Origin of the sequence: Methanobrevibacter sp. UBA412 (genome assembly GCA_002495685.1) — an archaeon.
Classification (GTDB): Archaea; Methanobacteriota; Methanobacteria; order Methanobacteriales; family Methanobacteriaceae; genus Methanobrevibacter_A; species Methanobrevibacter_A acididurans.
The window spans coordinates 14,099-31,699 of sequence record DAGJ01000025.1; the positions used below are offsets into that span (position 1 = coordinate 14,099).

A 17,601-nucleotide genomic window follows, 5' to 3' on the forward strand; every position below is an offset into this window, starting at 1 on the left:
TTGGTAATATTTTACCAACCCTAAAACTTTACTTTTTTTTTATTATAATTTACGTGCAAAAATTAAATACCCACTATGTCCAACCATTCTTGTTTTTGGACGAGTCCCTTGAGGTCTAACTTCCATTTCACGTTCTAAAGTTTCAAGAATCTTTATATCAGAGAAACCTACTTTTTTAGATATTTTATAACTAATCTCAGCTTGTTGAATATATGGAGCATAAACTGCTAACCATCCTCCTAACCTTAAATTTTTATAAACATCCTCAAAGATTTCAAAAGGTTTTGGAAGATCTAAAAATACTAAATCTATTTCTTCTTCATCTATCCCTTGTTTAATATCCTTATTTTTAATTTCAATATTTGTTATTCCAAAATCATCTATATTTTTTTTAGCTACTTGAGCAAAATCTTCTCGAATTTCATATGAAAACACTTTACCCTTTTCTCCAACAACATTACCAAAATTTAAAGCTATAGCTCCTGCACCTGTTCCAGCATCAATTACTCTATCACCAGCACCTAGACCAGTATGTGCTAAAACAACCCCAATATCCTTTTGAATAAGTATAGAACATCTTCTATCCATTAAATCAATGAAATCATTAACAGTAGGTTTAATAATTTTATATTTTTTCCCTAAATGTGTAACTACCTCATCACCTATAGTTGCTCTTTCCATCTGCTCTTTTTTTATTATACCTAAATCTGTTTGGAATTCTCTATCTTCTTTAAGTAAATATTTTTTACCTCTTTCGTCCATTAAAATCTTCAAAAAATCACCATTTTAATTATTAACTTAATTTTATTATTCTATTGTATACTATTTTTTTTAATAAAAAATTCTATTGTATACATTTCTATCTTTTACATTAACTTTTGATCTTTAATTTCTTTTTTAAAATTTAAATATTGCTCATTTAAAACTTTTCTAATTTCTTTAGCAATTTTTTTACCTATACCCTCAACTTCTTGTAATTCATCTTCAGATGCATTTATAACATTTTCAACTGATCCAAAATGTTCTAATAAATTTTTAGCACTTACAGGACCAATATGAGGTAAAGATTCAACAATAAATAATTGTTGTTCCCATAAATTTACAGGTTTTCTCTCAGTTCTTAACTGAATATTAGGTCTTTCCCCTTTCTGTTCACGAGCAGCAATTCTTTTAATCATTGCAGCAGTATCTTCTGAACTTCTTGTAGGAATAATACTTATTCCAAAATCTAAAGCTATAGACGCAATGGATCCTCGAATAGCATTTGGATTAATAAATCCAGTATAAAAATCATCACCTTCTAAAATCATTATAGGTTTTTTAAATTCTTCCATCATCATTCTTGCCTGTTTAAAAAGACGTTTATCTACAATAGAATCTACAAAGTCTTTTGCAGTTTTACGTTCAATAGCTACATCATCACTAATTTGATAGTCCGCAACAGTTAAAGCTTTAATTTTAACATCAACATCAATTAAATCTAAATCACGAATAACATTAGAATTTCCTTCTCTGGAATCAACATACACAAGTAAGTTTTTATTTTTAGGACTAAGATCTAAGTTTCCCTCAATGCTAATTTCTTTATTATCATCACCTACAAGTTCTTCATCTAATTTATCATCTTCAATTTTAGGTTTACCAGATTTTTCTGATTTAACACTTTCAATAAGTTCCTTAGCATTTAAATCCAAACCATCTATTGCGTCCTTAGTTAATAATTGTTTTTTCATCTTCTTTTCTTTATTAACAGCAGCCCAATAATAACCTTCATCCCTAGTTCCTTTTGTTATTAAAACCTTCATTTTACCAGTATTTTTACGTCCAGTACGTCCTCTTCTTTGTATCATACGAACTTCAGATGGGACAGGTTCATATAAAATAACTAAATCAACTGCAGGAATATCAATACCTTCTTCAGCAACACTTGTTGAAAGTAAAACATCATAAGAACCAGTCTTAAAAGATTTAATGATATTTTTTTGTTCTTTTTGAGTTAAACCTTTTTCACCATCTCGTGTACCTTGACCAAAAAATTTTACACTTTTAATACCCTCTTTTTCACATCTTTGATGTAACATTTCAAGTGTATCCCTAAACTGAGTAAAAACTATAATCTTAGGAATTTTTACATTATCTTGAGTATCCCGCATAGATTTTAATCTAGTTTGATTATCATCTACACCTAACTCTTTTTTAAGAATTTCTACTAATTTTTGCAACTTTGGATGTTCAATTCCTTTTTCTTCTGCTTCATGTGCTAATCTTATTGCTTTAGTAAAATTAGGATCTAATAATAAATTTTTTGCAGCTTTAGTATTCTTCTTTCTCAACCTTTTAACATATTGATTAAAAGTATTAACCCCTTGTGTTTCTAAAAGAACTAATGAATGTTGAACATTAATCACAGCACTTAAAATAGACATAGCCTGATAACATTGCTTAGGAGGGTTAGTAGAACGAGCAATTCTATTTTGGACACGACCTCTAGCTTGTAAAACATCCCTTTTATTAACAGATATAGTATTTATTACACCTAAAGATTTTAAACCTTTCAAACGGAGTTTTAAAGCTTTATTAAGAAGTTCTTTAATTCTTTCCAATTCTTTACCTAATTTAATCTGAACCCAATCTATTTCAATAGGATTAAAATAAGGTTTAACATCAGGATCATCTTCAGTTTTAATTTTAACTTTTTGAATAAAAAGATTTTGACAAACCTCATTGATTTTAGATTTATCATAACCTGGTGATGCAGTTAATCCTAAAATTAAATGATTCTTAGCTTCTTTAACATACCTAGAAGCTAAATAAACATAAGAATAAGAACCTACGGCATGATGACATTCATCAAAAACTACTAATGAAACATTTTCTAAAGAATAACGATTATTTAATAAATCAGACTCAACAGTTTGTGGAGTTGCACATATAATTTGAGATTCATCCCATCTTTTAGATCTTTCTTCAGTTTTAACAGAACCAGTAATAGATGTACATTTAGGTATTAGAAACTTTTTAAAATTTTCTTCATGTTGTATCGCTAATGGTTTACTAGGTGCCAAAATTAGAACTTTAGATGATTTTAATTTATCTAACCTCTCTGCAGCAACAAGAACAGCCACTAAAGTTTTCCCTAATGCAGTTGGAGCAACAATCATTGTATTACCCTCTGTTAATACATCAGCAGCTAATATTTGTTGATAAGTTCTAGCTTCAGCAGTTTTAGGTCGTATCAATTTATGCTCGATAAAATTTACCATAAATATAATATAATGCTTAATACTTTAAATAATTAATCAAAACTTTTTAAAATAGTTACAAAACACCAATTTTTTTAAAAAAAAGTACCAATAAGTAGAATAATAGAATAATTTAAGTAAAATATTTACTTATAAAAAAATAGTATTTTGAAAAAAAATATTTATTAAAAATAAATTTTTTCTACTTAAAATCATTTATTAAAGATTTAAATTTAATAGCAGCTTCACCAATTGCTACTACAGTATTAACATTAGTTTTTAATCCTGTTTTAATACCTTCAAAAACTTCTTCTTTAGTAGCACCTAATGTTTTTTTTCTAAATTTTTCAGGTACTATATCAGTAAAAATAATTTGATCAATAATATCAGGATTTTGTTTAATGAATTCATCAGCAACAACCCGAGCAGAATAAGATGCAGGAACCACATTTTTAGCATAAGTTAAAGCATATTTAAGGATTTCAACATCCCCACCATGACCTGATTCAGAAGATACAGTAATAACAACTGTGAAATCACCATAAAGCTTTTTCAATTCTCTTAAAACAGTTTCAACCCCAGCAGGATTATGAGCATAATCAACCATTAATGTTTTTCCATTAACATCACCCATAATTTCCATTCTACCAGGAACACCATTAAATGTAGATATTGCTTCTTGAATAACATCATAAGGTAAATTTAAAAATTCACGAGCAGCAACAATAACACCTAAACAATTATAAACATTATGTAAACCTTCAATACTCATTTGAATCGGATAATCACCATCAGGAGTGGAAACTATAAATTTTTTATCTTTTAAAGAGATTTCTTTAGCAATATAATCCGGTTTTTCATATTTAATACCACAACTACAATTATATTTACCTACTCCAGATATAATTTCTTGAATTTCAATATTTTTACCACACCAACAAGGTTTATATCCTACTTTAGCAGGTTCTTCATCTAAACCAAAAGTTATTAAATCACCTTGATAATTTAAATTTTTTATCAAGCCCATGACAGTTGGATCATCAGAATTTATAATTAATTGTTTATTCATTAAACCTTCAACTAATTCACCTTTAACTTTAGCATAATCAATTAAACTTGCATCATTAGATAAATGATCTGGAGTGATATTAGTTAAAATACCAGAAGATGGTTGAGTAAGTGTTACAATAGAATTTAATCCCCCAGGAGTCCCATCTGTTCCTGTTTCTAAAATTGCAACATCACCATTAAGACGGCTCTGTAAACTAGGTATGAACTCATTATTACCTTGCATACCCTTCAAATTATGTTCCACTGGTTTTAAACCTGCATAGTAAGCAATATGTTTTAAAAGGGTGGTAGTTGTTGTTTTCCCATTAGTACCAGTAATACAAATTACATCTTTATCTGGAGCGAATAATTTAAAAATATCTCCTAAACTTAAAATAGGAATATTTTTTTCTTGAATAATATCAAAAATTTTAGCTTTTTTTGGTAAACTTGGAGGTGGAATTATATAATCAACTTTTTTAAAGAATTCTTCAGGATGGCCTCCATAAAAAATTTCTATATCATAACCCTCAAAAGAACTTTTAAATGTACAATCTTTTTCATTTGCCATGTCTGTTCCTATAACATTAAATCCTCTATCCATTAAAATTCTAGCAACTAAATTTCCAACAACACCACAAACACCAATGACACCAAAAACTTTAGAATCTAAATTTAGTGAAGATAATTCCTCATCAGATAAACTTGTTAATTCAATATTATTCATATTTTTTACAACCCTCTTCTAAACCTTTAACAATTTTATTTCGTACGCTTTCATAATTTTGCATTAATTGAGGACCTAAATGTAAAATATTATCTCCAGGACGTGAATATTTAATACACATTTCAGCTCCATCTACCATTGTTTCAGCTAGTATTTTTTCTGCATTTGAATCAGAAGCAGCATTTAATAATTCTTTAGCAGGTTCCATGAAAACTTTTTGATAAGGTTCATTAAAACCTGTAGCAACCATTACATCAGCATATTTACCTATTAATTTTCCTGTTTCTTTTTTATCCCTTTTTGTTGTGGTATCAAAGTTATCCAATAGAACTACCAATCTTTTATCTTCAAAAAATTCTAATGTAGATTTCATACCTTCAATTAAGTAAGATGCATCAATAAATACTTCACGACCATTATAATTTCCCATATACTCCATATGAACAGCTAATCCTTTAAAGTTTTTTAAACCTTGTTTAATATATTTTAAATCTAATCCATAAGCCATAGCAATAGCTGTAGCAGCTAGTGCATTTTCAAAATAGTAACTCATCATATGAAATTCGGATTCAAAGCAATCATTTTTATCTTCAAAATTATATCCTATTTTAATGGAATTTTGACCACTTTCACCTATAAAATTACAGACTTGATTTTCACTTATTAAAATTTTATCTGTATTTAATTTTTTGAATAAATCCGTATTTTCATTATCAGGTAAATTATTAATCATTCCATAATATAATGTATCTGGTCTAATATCTTTTAAAATATCTTTACATTGAGTACTGGAGATTAATTTTTCACTGTGTTTAGTGATGAACATTTTTCTTTGGATATATCGTTCCATTGATCCACCAAATTCGGATAAATGTTCTGCGTAAATATTTAATAAGGCTCCGACTTTAAGATTTAATTCACCCATTAATCCTGCAGTTCCATGTGGAAGTTCCAATATAGCTATATCTGCTTTATCCGGTAATCCCTTTATAATTCCATCAACTATTACTTCACTTACTAAATTTTGATTCATTGAGGAGCATTTCCATATTTTATAACCTGCAGATCTAAACATTGAATCCACTATGTGTGTTGTACTTGTTTTCCCAACACTTCCAGTTATTCCAATAATATCAGGTTTAATTAATTTATTTACTATTCTTCCAAAATCATCATTTGAAATTACTTTTATATTAGAATTTTTAATAGCTATAGCTGCTGGTGAATTATCAGGTAATGTTGGTGCAGCATATACATAATCAAACTTACTTAAATCAGGTGTTAAATTACCTAAATCTAAAGTTACTCCTTCATTTTCCATTGTTAATAAATTTCCTTGAAAATCTTCATGAAAATTTTCTAATTTTTTAGGATCAGTAATTGTCACGTCATGCCCTATATGATTTAATAATCTTGCAACAGGACGTCCAGCATTTCCAGCTCCAATAACGATACAATTCATTTTTATTAATCTCCATTTATTTAATGTATTGAAATTTTATATTAAACTAATATTAATTATAAATATATTAGCCATAACTATTATTTAATAATAATTTTTTTGAATTAGACATAAAATTAAATAATTTATTTTAAATGGGATAATATAATAATTTAATAAAAAAAAGAATTTTATATATTGATGATTTAATTATAAAAAATTAAAGAAAAATAGTTTTATAAAAAAAATATTATTTTTTCCATCTTTTTAATTGAGGAAACATTTGATTTAACATTTTACGTGCAGATTCTTCATCCATATCAGTATTTTCTACTGTTTTTGGAACACAAAAATCTATCATTTCTTCCATTGTCATATCGCCTGTAAATTCACCATTTTCATAACAATATTTACAATATTCTTCATTTTTACTACCATCTTTATTTGAACCGTAAAGTTCTTCGGTTATTGGCATTGCACAAGATTGGCAAAATTTCATATTTTCATAATCCATTTTTTCACCTCCCCTTAATCAAATTATATAATATGTGATTTATTAAATTAATCGAATTTTATCAAATTTTCAAAGTCATTGTAAATTACTTTTAGACCACACATAGATGGAACATAATTAGCTGCCTTTGCAGAATTAACACCAACACTTTCATATCCCATGTCTTCTATTGGAGCAACTACCATACAAGTATCTTGAACTATATGTCCTCCAGCATTTTCAATCATTTTATTATAACCCATCCGATCTGCAGCAGCCTTAACATTAATTGAAGTACAAATCCAAAGTTCATTAGAAATACTTTTACCACAAACAAAATTAGCAACATCTTTAATTTCTTCTAAAGAAGCATGAGGACAACCTAAACACACAAGATCAGCATAACCTGAAGCAGTAGACAATTTATCACGAGTTTCTTTAATATCTTCTGTAGAAACAGTCATATTATCATTAACTTCATTACTTAATGCAATTGTATCAAATTCAGGAGTGACATTTTCAACATAATATAATGCAACAGCACCAGAAGAAGCTAAAGCCGCACCTAAAGATTTTAAATCATTATTTGTAGGAACATTATTTAACTTAAAATAAGGAACACCATCACCAACAACTTGACCAACAGCATATCCTAATGCACCAAAATCAGCACCATTCAAATCTGCACCAACATCAACAATCAAAGTAGAAGCCCTATTCAGATCTAAATGAAACCCATACAAAGGAGTCTTACCAACAATAGCAGCAGCTAATGCTCCAGGACCACCTTCACGATTAGTTCTAGCACCAATAACAGAATTAACATAAGCAACAGCAGAAGACTCAGACCAAGAAATATGATCCCTAAATCTAGGAACATTACCTATAAGATAAGGAGTACAAGTACAAGTTTTTGAAATACCTAATTGACCATAAGCATCCACAATATCAGTTTGTTTAGAAGCAAAATCAGCCGGAAAACCTAATTCACTCCAATTATCTAAATCAGTACCTGCAGGATTAAGAGTAGAAGGAATTTTAGCATAACCACTTTTATCTGAAGCTAAATCTTCAAGATACTCTAAACCAGCTTGACCTATTGTTTTATAAGAAACACCTGAAACCTGTGCAGAACTTATATCCACAAACTTTTCAGCACCATAAATATCACCTAATGCAACTAAAATATCCATACTTTTACGAACAGTATCTCCATATTCACCATTACACATCTTTTCTTCATCACGAGTTAAAAACATCTAAAAATTACTCCTAAAAATTTTTTAAATTAAAAAAGTATAATCATCTAAATATATTATAATCTTTAAAAAGTATAAAATTATTCCAAAAAAAATGAAACTTTAAAAAATAGTATTAAAAAAAAGTATAAAAAATAAATTAATTATTATTTAGTTGATGCTCAATAATATCATTTACCAAAAGTAAAAAATTATCTTTAGCAGTGAAAGGAATCATAGCTCCAGCAGCTATATCATGACCTCCACCTTGACCACCAAAGTTTGCTGATGCATCCTGTAAAGCCTTACCTAAATCAACACCCTTATTAACCATAGGACGAATAGTTCTACCAGAAATTTTAATATCATTATGAAGTCTAGCTAAAGCCAAAATAGGCTTATCCTCAGGCAAAATCTTTGCAGACATTCCCACACTAGCTATAGTCCCCATAACACTTTTCAAAACTTTATCATCACTATAAATATATTGAATATAATCCATAGGAACACTACCCTCACGAGTAATCCATTCCATTCCTTTCATCAATTCAGAACGATAATTATTTTGAAGGTTAAGAGCAGCTTTCAATGCTTTATCTCTTTCCCCTAAAGCAATTGAAATACCTAAACCAAATTTTTTGTTTTTCCCACAAGAATCCAATAAAATAGAATATTCTTCTAAATTTCTTAAAACAGGATTTTCTTTAGGAACAGTATATACATCACCAAAAATTTCAGGATTTAATTTAATAAGTTCATCTTTAAGAACATCACGTTCTTCATCACTTAATTGATCAAATTTAATCCCATAAGAAATTCCTCGTTTTTCTAAAAATCCCATAGCACCCTCTAAATTTCCAGTTAAACCTGGAAGGGCAGGATTTAAAGTATAAGCTAATGATTTATAAATAGGTTCCTGAGTTTTAGAAACAATTTTCAAATCCTCATGAATTTCTAAATTACCTGAATCTAAACCATCAGATAAAATCATTTGATTTACACCAGAAAAACCATCAGGACATTGCATATCACCAAAAGCTCCAACTAATGCAAGATAAGCTAAATGTTTTTTATCCATATCTCTAACAACTAAATAACTAGCACCTGCACCACTCAAATCTTTACTCCCATCAATTCCAAATAAATGTGGATTTATATGGACAACATTATCATTAGCTTCAACATCACTTGGTTGATGATGATCAGCTATAATAACATCAGATTTGATAGATTGATTAATTTGTTCTAAACAAGCACTACCCATATCAGAAAATACAAATAATTCATATTTTTCTTTAGCTAAATCCTTAACAGTATCTGATTTAAGACGAGGAACAATTGTTGTATGAAATTGTCCCCCTTCTTCATGAATAGCATTAGCTATAACACCAGCAGCTGAAATTCCATCAGCATCGTTATGAGATATTAATCTTATAACGTCCCCATTTTCGATATGCTTCTTCAGCATATCACAAGCGTTACCTGACTTATTTAACAAGGAGTGCTGCTTCTGTTGGATCGTATCTCCATCCTTCTTGTAAATCGCCTTCACTTACATAGTAAGCACCTAAACGGCGAATTCTAGATTCAATAATAGTTAAACCTCTTTTAGAATGAATATCTTTAGGATTTTCTTTTAAATGATCTCTTATATTTACAGCTCTTTTAATTAAATTCATAATATCTTCAGGATATTCAGTTCCTTGACCATTCTTTTTAAGAATTTGAGTGATTTTTTCACCAGTCACTTCTTTAACACTAGGAATACCATATTGATCTCTTAATGTAACACCAATTTCACTTGGAGATTTACCTTCCTTAGTAAATTTTAAAATAAGTTCTTCGATTTCTTCATTTGAATAAGTTACCCAGTCTACGGACATATTTAATTACCTCATTAATTTTTTTATTTGAAAAAACGGTCTTAATAGATTAAATAGATTATAATTAATATTAATTCTCATTAAAGTTGATTAACATACCAATCAATAAATTGTTGTAAAGAATTCTTTCTATGTGAAAACTGATTTTTCTCTTCAGTTGTAAGTTCTCCAAAAGTTTTACCTTCCTCTTCTACATAAAATAGAGGATCAAATGCAAAACCAAGATTACCTTTTTCTTCGAGAGCTATCTGACCTTTAACACGCCCTAAAAAGACCTTGGGCTCAGACTTGGGAGCGCAATACCCAATGACTGACCTGAATTCAGCGTATCGGTCATCGATACCATTCATTAACTTTAAAATACCTTTATTTCCTAAAGTATCCTGCACATAAGAGGAATAAACTCCAGGAAATCCATTTAAAGACTTAATAAATAAACCAGCATCTTCAACAATAACAGATTTATTCAATTTTCGACAAGCATACTTTGCACCGAATTTAGCTACATCCTCAAGAGTCCCTTGAGGTTCACAGTATCCTAAATCAATATGCTCTAATTCAATATCGAAATTTTTAAAAATATTCTCTGCTTCTATTACTTTATGTTCGTTTCCAGTTATAAATGTTATCATATTACTAACCCTACAAAATTATTTAAAAAAATTAAATTAATGAGTATATCTTCCTCTAGATTCAATTTCTTTAATCTTATTTAAAATCATATTTTTATTTAAATCATCTTCATAACTACCAATATAACCATCTAAAATCCAGTCAAAAGTTTCATTAGCAATTTCATAATCTATACTTTGAAAAGACTTTTTAAGAACTAAAAGATCAGTTGCTTTATCCTCAACTAAATCAGAATAACTACCTAAACCAAAATCGAGGAAAACAAAATTACCTTCATCATCAACCATCATATTAGAACTTGTAATATCCCCATGAATAATATCTTTATTATGCATCAAACCAATATTATATCCAATCTTTTTAGCTAAATTAAATCTATCATCAGAACTTAAAGAATCCATAATATCTTTAACCAAATTTCCATGAATTTTTTCCATCAAAATAGATTCATCTTCCAAATTAACATCAAAAAGAACAGGAGATTTAACACCACAAGTTTTAATATCACTAATTAACTTAGATTCACTTTTAGTACGCATCTTTCTAATTTTATTATCAATTTCTTTTACACGGTAAGATTTAGACACTCTCTTTTTCAAAATAGCATCTTCACCTAAATAAGATTTTTCTAAAATATCTGATTCAGCACCTTTAGCTAAAATATTACTTGGTAAGTTTATTTTATTTTTATAATCTTTAACCCACGGAACATCAACTTCATCAGTACGATACCTTTGAATGATATGAGTATCTTTAATATCAACAGTCCCAAAATATTTATTGGTTAACTGCCCAAGCCATGCAATCATAGCCCCATTATCCCCACAATACTTCATATTAGGCATATAAAAATTAGCATAATGTTCATCAGCCATTATTTTTAGCATTTCCCGAAGCCTAGAATTTGCTGAAACTCCACCACAAAGCAAAACTTCATTTTTATCAGTATGTGCTAAAGCTCGTTCAGTCACTTCTACAAGCATTCCAAAAGCAGTTTCTTGAAGACTAAAACATATATCTTCAATAGGAACCCCTCTTTTAAAAGCTCTTAAAGCAGCACTTAATAAACCAGAAAATGAAAAATCCATACCTTTAACACTATAAGGTAAATCAACATAACTACCATTTAATGCTAATTTTTCAATAACTGGACCTCCAGGATGACCTAAACCAGTTTCTCTCCCAAAATGATCAAAACAATTCCCTACTGCTATATCTAAAGTTTCTCCAAAAATTCGATATCTTCCTGATTCAAATGCTATTACTTGACTATTACCACCACTAACATAAAGGGAAACTGGATTAATAGCACCAGTATCTAATTTACCTATTTCAACATGACCTATACAATGATTAACACCAACTATAGGAATTTTTAAAGATAAAGATAATGTTCTAGCAGCAGTAGCTACAGTTCTAAGAGCAGGACCTAAACCTGGACCTTGAGAAAATGAAATAAAATCAACATCAGTTAAATCAATTCCAGCTTCTTCAACAGCCTGAGGAATTAATTTAGGAATCCAATAAGCATGATGTTCAGCAGCTTCCCTTGGATGAATACCTCCTTCCTTTGGGAATAATTGATTTCCAACTGAAGACAATATATTACCTTCATCATCAACAATTCCTACACCTGTTTTCTCTGCAGTTCCCTCAATTCCTAAAGATATCAAAATAATAAACTCCTTTAAAAAAATAAAATTAATTGAAAGTAAAAAATTTTTTTAATAAACTTATATAAAGTTAAATTAATTAATATATGTATGAATTTCATAAGTAATAAAATTATAAAAACATGCTTAATATTTTAATAAAAAGGAGTGTAAAAAAATTGACTGAAGGATTAAAAATTTATGGCTCAGATAATTTAATTAAAAAAATAGAAAATAAAAGAAATTGTGTATTCGTCTGCACTATAGGAACAACAGAAACATCTAAAATTGAAGGAATAAGTGGTGCAGGTGCAAGTCCAGAAAAAACCAAATACACACCTGCTGCAGATGCAGAATTAATAACAATTGGAGAAGTAAAATGTACAAATGATATGGCTGAAACCGTAGTAGATGGAAATTCAGCACCTACTCCAGCAATCATAACAAAAGCTTCTTTAAATTTAAGTAAAATACCCTTAATAATAATTAATGCTGGTTGTGAAATAAAACCTGTTATTCAAACAACAGAAGTTGGAGAAGAAGGAGGTAAAGACATAAGAACCGGCCATGCAGTAGAAAATGCAGAAGAAATTTACTATAACTCTATAGAATTAGGAATGGATTTTGCTGAACTTCATGATTATATAACAATTGGAGAAAGTATACCTGGAGGAACAACAACTGCCTTAGGAGTTTTAAAAGCATTAGGATATGATGCAAACTTTAAAGTAAGTGGAAGCACACCAACAAATCCACATAATCTAAAAATAGAAACTGTCAACGAAGGACTTAAAAATGCTGGAATTGATCCAGAAAGTGATGATCCAGAAACCGATATACTATCCCCATTTGATGCAATAAAAGCAGTTGGAGACCCAACAATACCAGCAATGGCAGGAATGGTAATGGGAAGCAATAAACCTGTTATTTTAGCAGGGGGAACCCAAATGTGTGCTGTGTGTGCATTAATTAAAACAATAGATCCGGACTTTGATTTTTCAAGAATTGCACTTGCAACTACTGTTTATGTTGCAGAAGATGAAACAGCAGACTTATTTAACATTTTAAAACAAATCGATGAAAATATTCCAGTTTATGTAGTGGACCCAGGATTTGAAAAAACCAATCATGGTGGATTAAAAAATTATTTAAAAGGATTTGTTAAAGAAGGTGCTGGTGCTGGAGGTTCAATGTTTTTAGCACTTACCCATGGACATGATGTTGAAGAATTAAGAAATGCTATAGTAAAAGAATGTGAAAATTAATTAAAATTAAAAATTAAATTTAATTCATCAAAATAATGATGAATTTAAATTAATTATTTTTTTACAGATATAAAAGCTATTTTTCCACCTTTGATTACATTTAAATTTCCTTCAGATTCTAAAACAGTATTTAAAAAGTTATCAATACTGATTATTTTACCTTCTATTTCTTCCCAATTTTTTAAACCAATTAAAACATTTTTACCTTTAAAATCAGAAAATTGTTTACTTACTTGAAAACTATCATCATTCATTTATTTTATTCTCCTAAAATTAAAATAGTATTTTTTATAATATTATTAAGCTTATTATATAAATTTATTTACATTTTACTAATTAAAAAAATTAATGTTAGTAATAACACCAACCAATTAATATATAAGATAGTTTTTTTAAATATATAAATAATAAAAAATAGGAGGAAAATAATGCCAGTTAATCAATTAGAAACAACATTACAAGCAATAACAACTACATTAGCTAAGTTAGAAAAAGATGGATGTACTGATGAAGCTAGATTAGAAGGTTTAAAAAAAGAAAGAGATAAAATTTTAAAAGAATTAAATATTAAATAATAAAATCTTATATTTTATTTTAAAAAATTTATTCAATTTTTATTATTAAATTTAAAGTTTCACCAATCTTCTAAAGATTTTAAATCAGCTGTACAGTCTATTTTTAAAGGAGTTAATGTAGGAGCATTTAAAATCTTTAAAGTATAACCATCAGTCCCTTCTTCTTCACCTTGATAAGGTAATCCATCAATCCAATAATAAGGTTTTCCTCTAGGATCAGATCTAACATCAATTTGAGGTATATACATCCTTTCACCTAAACGGGTTAAAATTATTTCTTCACTAGAAGGTTTTGAGGGAACATTTAAATTCAATAAATCAATACCTTTAGGCAAACCTTTTTTTAAAACTTTTTCAGAAATTTCATATAAAAGTTTTTCAGTTATTGAATAATCTAATTCTACATTACGTTCAAATTTCATAGTCCCGGATAAAACTTCCTGTGAAACAGCAATAGATGGAACACCTAAAGCAGCAGCTTCCATAGCAGCACCAATAGTTCCAGAAGTAGTAAGTTCTCCTTTACCAGTATTATGTCCAACATTTATTCCAGAAATAACCAAATCAGGTTTTTCATTTAATAATTCAAAAATACCTAATGTTATAGCATCAGTAGGAGTTCCTGAAACTGAATAAGCTGGAGTACCATCACTTAAATTTAAAGAGTTAATTCTTAAGGGTTCAAAAAGAGTTAAAGCACGACCTATCCCACTTTGTTGATTAGACGGAGCTACAATTGTAACATCACCTAAATCTTCAACAGCGTGTTTTGCAGCTAAAATCCCTGATGCATAAACACCATCATCATTACTAATTAAAATATTTGTCATAATATAAAGTTATACTCTTACTAATAAGTATTTTTGTAATATTAAAAATTGAAAAAAATATATTTTATATATCAAAAAAGGCAAAGTAATAATTAAATATTTATTATTTTAAAAATTATTTTTTAAAGATAATATTTTTTTTAAAAATTTAAATAGAGCTAGGTGAAATCGTGGAAAAGCCACAATTGATAAATTTTATTGCTAAAGTTATGGAAGACTCCGGTTTTAAAGTATATAAAAATTTTAAAACCACTAAACAAATTGTTGATATATATGCTGTACTTCCAAGTTCCATGGGTGACATTGGAGTAGTTGTAGCTTGTAAAAACTATGAAAAGGAATTTGAAGTAGGGACAGATATTTTAAGACAAATGGAAGAAGTTAGTGATATACTTAAAGCATCAAAAATTACAGTAGTAACAAGCAGTAGTTTTTCAAAACAAGCAATAAATTATGCCAAAAATAGAAATATTAAACTTGTTGACAGAAATAAATTAACAGCTTTAGCTCAAAAATATTCAGAAAAAGACCATACTGAAAACCCAAATAATTTGATTACTAAACAGACAAATGAAGATGAAATTTTTGATAATCCAACAACTTATGATAATGGTGAACCTTTATTAGATACAGATTATGATAATTCTACTATAGAAACTGTTAAAGATGACAGTACCCCCTTATCTTATGAAGATGAAGCAACAGTGAATGAATTTTTAAATAATGATAATTTTGGTCAAGACGACAATGTAACTCCAAAACATAGTTTGTTTAAAGGAAATACAAATAGGAATGATTCTCCAAATTTTAAATCATTATTTAGTAATGCAAAATCTAGTAGAAGATCTAGTGGAAAATCTAGTAATAGATTTAATTTTAATTCAGATAAACCTAAAAAAGAGGGTCCTTCTACAATAGATAAATTAAAACCTATATGGAGTAACACACTCTTCTTAATTGTTGTAGTTGTATTATTATCTTATATAATATCATATGCTTTAATAAGTTTAACCAACATACCTGGAGGTATAGCTGGAGTTGTAGAATTATTAGTAGCATTAGCCTTATCTTATGGCCTTATACTATTTGTAGATAGAGATGGAGCTCAAATATTAGTTAAAGGAACTGTTATATTCTTTATTTCATTAATTATTTTAATGTTACTCGTAATATTATAAATAAAAAATTAAATATAATCCTTTTTTTTCAAAATTAAATTTTTTTTCTTTTAAATTTTTAAAAAATATCAAAAAATAAGCTTATTTTATAAAAAAATTTTGTTACAACTAACAATGATTTAAAAATATAATAAAAATAGTAATAAAAGTATAAAAGTGGTTCCGACGAGATTTGAACTCGTGATCCCCTCCTTGTAAGGGAGGTATCATACCCCTAGACCACGGAACCATACAACACCAATACTTTATCTAACATACTATATAAAGGTTACTATTATGGAGTAAAAAATCATGAAAAAACAGAGAAAAAACAAAACCCACCAAAAAAAATTTAGAAAAAAACAGAGAAAAAACAAATAATAAAATAAATGAATAGTAATCTATTTAATAATTGAATAATATAAATCATAATGATAATTCTTAAAATTACAAAATAATAAATTAAAGGTGAAAAAATGGCATGGGACGATAAAAATTTAAAAATATGGATGGACGGCGAATTAGTAGATTGGAAAGATGCAAAAATTCACGTATTATCACATGTTGTTCACTACGGATCTGCAGTATTTGAAGGAATAAGATGTTATAATAATAAAAAAGGATCAGCAGTTTTCAGATTAAACGATCATGTGAAAAGATTATTTAATTCAGCAAAAATTTACAAAATGCCAATCCCATACACTCAAGAAGAAATTGCAAATGCAATCAAAGATACAATAAAAATAAACAATTTAAAATCTTGTTATGTTCGACCTATAACATATAGAGGATATGGAGAACTAGGAGTATCACCTTTAAACTGCCCAGTTAACACCACAATAGCAGTTTGGGAATGGGGATCTTACTTAGGTGAAGAAGGTATGAAAAATGGAGTAAATGTTGGCGTATCTTCATGGAGAAAACCAGCACCTGACACATTACCAACATTAGCTAAAGCAGCAGCAAATTATATGAACTCCCAACTAGCTAAAATAGAAGCTACAGAAAATGGCTTTGATGAATGTATACAACTTGATTATGCTGGACATATCGGAGAAGGTAGTGGGGAAAATATTTTCTTAGTAAAAGATAACACATTATACACTCCAACATTATCATCCTCAGTATTAGATGGAATCACAAGAGCTAGTATAATGCAAATATCCAAAGATTTAGGTTATGATGTTATAGAAAGACCATTACCAAGAGAAGATTTATACTTAGCAGACGAAGTATTCTTCACAGGATCAGCTGCAGAAGTCACACCTATACGATCCATAGATGGAAGACAAGTTGGAATCGGAAGTAGAGGACCTGTAACTGAAGAAATCCAAAGTAAATTCTTTGAAATAGTTGAAGGAAAAACAGAAGATAAATACAACTGGTTAAATTATATATAATAAAATAATTTTTGA

General features: G+C 28.6%; 16 protein-coding genes and 1 tRNA gene. 4 read left to right on the forward strand and 13 right to left on the reverse strand.

What is annotated here, in order from left to right; genetic code table 11:
- Nucleotides 1–42: 42 nt before the first annotated feature.
- The 10 genes from BP997_RS08065 to BP997_RS08110 form a co-directional block, all read right to left on the reverse strand.
- Nucleotides 43–774, reverse strand: a complete 732-nt coding sequence (locus BP997_RS08065; protein WP_413824660.1) for a tRNA (adenine-N1)-methyltransferase — start codon at nucleotides 772–774, stop codon at nucleotides 43–45.
- 92 nt (nucleotides 775–866) lie between these two features.
- Nucleotides 867–3,263 carry a DEAD/DEAH box helicase gene (locus BP997_RS08070; RefSeq protein ID WP_413824662.1) on the reverse strand — a complete coding sequence of 799 codons (2,397 nt, stop codon included), beginning with the start codon at nucleotides 3,261–3,263 and terminating at the stop codon, nucleotides 867–869.
- 181 nt (nucleotides 3,264–3,444) lie between these two features.
- Nucleotides 3,445–5,019 (reverse strand): Mur ligase family protein, encoded by a 1,575-nt coding sequence (locus BP997_RS08075; RefSeq protein WP_413829082.1) that lies wholly within the window; start codon nucleotides 5,017–5,019, stop codon nucleotides 3,445–3,447.
- Nucleotides 5,012–6,481 (reverse strand): Mur ligase family protein, encoded by a 1,470-nt coding sequence (locus tag BP997_RS08080; protein WP_413824668.1) that lies wholly within the window; start codon nucleotides 6,479–6,481, stop codon nucleotides 5,012–5,014. Before BP997_RS08080 ends, BP997_RS08075 begins: the two co-directional genes overlap by 8 nt.
- 229 nt (nucleotides 6,482–6,710) lie before the next feature.
- Complete coding sequence (locus BP997_RS08085) at nucleotides 6,711–6,974, reverse strand: zinc ribbon domain-containing protein (protein ID WP_413824670.1); 264 nt, start codon at nucleotides 6,972–6,974, stop codon at nucleotides 6,711–6,713.
- A gap of 47 nt (nucleotides 6,975–7,021) precedes the next feature.
- On the reverse strand, nucleotides 7,022–8,212 hold the full coding sequence (locus BP997_RS08090; RefSeq protein ID WP_413824672.1) for an aconitase X: 1,191 nt from the start codon (nucleotides 8,210–8,212) through the stop codon (nucleotides 7,022–7,024).
- Nucleotides 8,213–8,351: 139 nt separating this feature from the next.
- Nucleotides 8,352–9,659, reverse strand: coding sequence for a DHHA1 domain-containing protein (locus BP997_RS08095; protein WP_413824686.1), 1,308 nt, complete (start codon nucleotides 9,657–9,659; stop codon nucleotides 8,352–8,354).
- Nucleotides 9,660–9,678: 19 nt separating this feature from the next.
- The gene (locus BP997_RS08100; RefSeq protein ID WP_409198340.1) at nucleotides 9,679–10,074 is read right to left on the reverse strand and encodes a 30S ribosomal protein S15; all 396 of its coding nucleotides are present in this window, start codon (nucleotides 10,072–10,074) and stop codon (nucleotides 9,679–9,681) included.
- Nucleotides 10,075–10,154: 80 nt separating this feature from the next.
- Complete coding sequence (locus BP997_RS08105; protein ID WP_409198339.1) at nucleotides 10,155–10,706, reverse strand: XTP/dITP diphosphatase; 552 nt, start codon at nucleotides 10,704–10,706, stop codon at nucleotides 10,155–10,157.
- A 36-nt stretch (nucleotides 10,707–10,742) separates the two neighbouring features.
- A complete protein-coding gene (locus BP997_RS08110) occupies nucleotides 10,743–12,380 on the reverse strand; it encodes a bifunctional N(6)-L-threonylcarbamoyladenine synthase/serine/threonine protein kinase (RefSeq protein WP_413824674.1) in 1,638 nt (545 codons plus the stop codon).
- Between the two features lie 158 nt (nucleotides 12,381–12,538).
- On the opposite strand from BP997_RS08110, the gene cobT reads away from it, so the two are divergent.
- Nucleotides 12,539–13,624 (forward strand): nicotinate mononucleotide-dependent phosphoribosyltransferase CobT, encoded by a 1,086-nt coding sequence (gene cobT, locus BP997_RS08115; RefSeq protein WP_413824676.1) that lies wholly within the window; start codon nucleotides 12,539–12,541, stop codon nucleotides 13,622–13,624.
- Nucleotides 13,625–13,677: 53 nt separating this feature from the next.
- On the opposite strand, the gene BP997_RS08120 is transcribed toward cobT, so the two are convergent.
- A complete protein-coding gene (locus BP997_RS08120) occupies nucleotides 13,678–13,878 on the reverse strand; it encodes an LSM domain-containing protein (protein WP_409198337.1) in 201 nt (66 codons plus the stop codon).
- A 174-nt stretch (nucleotides 13,879–14,052) separates the two neighbouring features.
- Between BP997_RS08120 and BP997_RS08125 the strand changes: the two genes are divergently transcribed.
- Nucleotides 14,053–14,199 (forward strand): hypothetical protein, encoded by a 147-nt coding sequence (locus BP997_RS08125; RefSeq protein ID WP_409198336.1) that lies wholly within the window; start codon nucleotides 14,053–14,055, stop codon nucleotides 14,197–14,199.
- Between the two features lie 59 nt (nucleotides 14,200–14,258).
- Here the strand turns inward: BP997_RS08125 and surE are convergent, their stop codons facing one another.
- Complete coding sequence (gene surE / locus BP997_RS08130; protein ID WP_413824679.1) at nucleotides 14,259–15,029, reverse strand: 5'/3'-nucleotidase SurE; 771 nt, start codon at nucleotides 15,027–15,029, stop codon at nucleotides 14,259–14,261.
- A 170-nt stretch (nucleotides 15,030–15,199) separates the two neighbouring features.
- On the opposite strand from surE, the gene BP997_RS08135 reads away from it, so the two are divergent.
- A complete protein-coding gene (locus tag BP997_RS08135) occupies nucleotides 15,200–16,207 on the forward strand; it encodes a restriction endonuclease (protein ID WP_413824681.1) in 1,008 nt (335 codons plus the stop codon).
- 157 nt (nucleotides 16,208–16,364) lie between these two features.
- Here the strand turns inward: BP997_RS08135 and BP997_RS08140 are convergent.
- Nucleotides 16,365–16,436 (reverse strand) — tRNA-Val (locus tag BP997_RS08140).
- Nucleotides 16,437–16,662: 226 nt separating this feature from the next.
- Here BP997_RS08140 and BP997_RS08145 point away from each other — a divergent pair.
- Entirely contained in the window at nucleotides 16,663–17,586 is a 924-nt protein-coding gene (locus BP997_RS08145; protein ID WP_409198333.1) for a branched-chain amino acid transaminase, read from the forward strand.
- Nucleotides 17,587–17,601: the final 15 nt, after the last annotated feature.

Bases quoted from the DNA above. Each gene is read 5' to 3' on its own strand.
- BP997_RS08070 (WP_413824662.1), bottom strand. From the start codon at position 3,263: ATGGTAAATTTTATCGAGCATAAATTGATACGACCTAAAACTGCTGAA.
- BP997_RS08075 (WP_413829082.1), bottom strand. From the start codon at position 5,019: ATGAATAATATTGAATTAACAAGTTTATCTGATGAGGAATTATCTTCA.
- BP997_RS08080 (WP_413824668.1), bottom strand. From the start codon at position 6,481: ATGAATTGTATCGTTATTGGAGCTGGAAATGCTGGACGTCCTGTTGCA.
- BP997_RS08085 (WP_413824670.1), bottom strand. From the start codon at position 6,974: ATGGATTATGAAAATATGAAATTTTGCCAATCTTGTGCAATGCCAATA.
- BP997_RS08090 (WP_413824672.1), bottom strand. From the start codon at position 8,212: ATGTTTTTAACTCGTGATGAAGAAAAGATGTGTAATGGTGAATATGGA.
- BP997_RS08095 (WP_413824686.1), bottom strand. From the start codon at position 9,659: ATGCTGAAGAAGCATATCGAAAATGGGGACGTTATAAGATTAATATCT.
- BP997_RS08100 (WP_409198340.1), bottom strand. From the start codon at position 10,074: ATGTCCGTAGACTGGGTAACTTATTCAAATGAAGAAATCGAAGAACTT.
- BP997_RS08105 (WP_409198339.1), bottom strand. From the start codon at position 10,706: ATGATAACATTTATAACTGGAAACGAACATAAAGTAATAGAAGCAGAG.
- BP997_RS08120 (WP_409198337.1), bottom strand. From the start codon at position 13,878: ATGAATGATGATAGTTTTCAAGTAAGTAAACAATTTTCTGATTTTAAA.
- BP997_RS08125 (WP_409198336.1), top strand. From the start codon at position 14,053: ATGCCAGTTAATCAATTAGAAACAACATTACAAGCAATAACAACTACA.
- surE (WP_413824679.1), bottom strand. From the start codon at position 15,029: ATGACAAATATTTTAATTAGTAATGATGATGGTGTTTATGCATCAGGG.
- BP997_RS08145 (WP_409198333.1), top strand. From the start codon at position 16,663: ATGGCATGGGACGATAAAAATTTAAAAATATGGATGGACGGCGAATTA.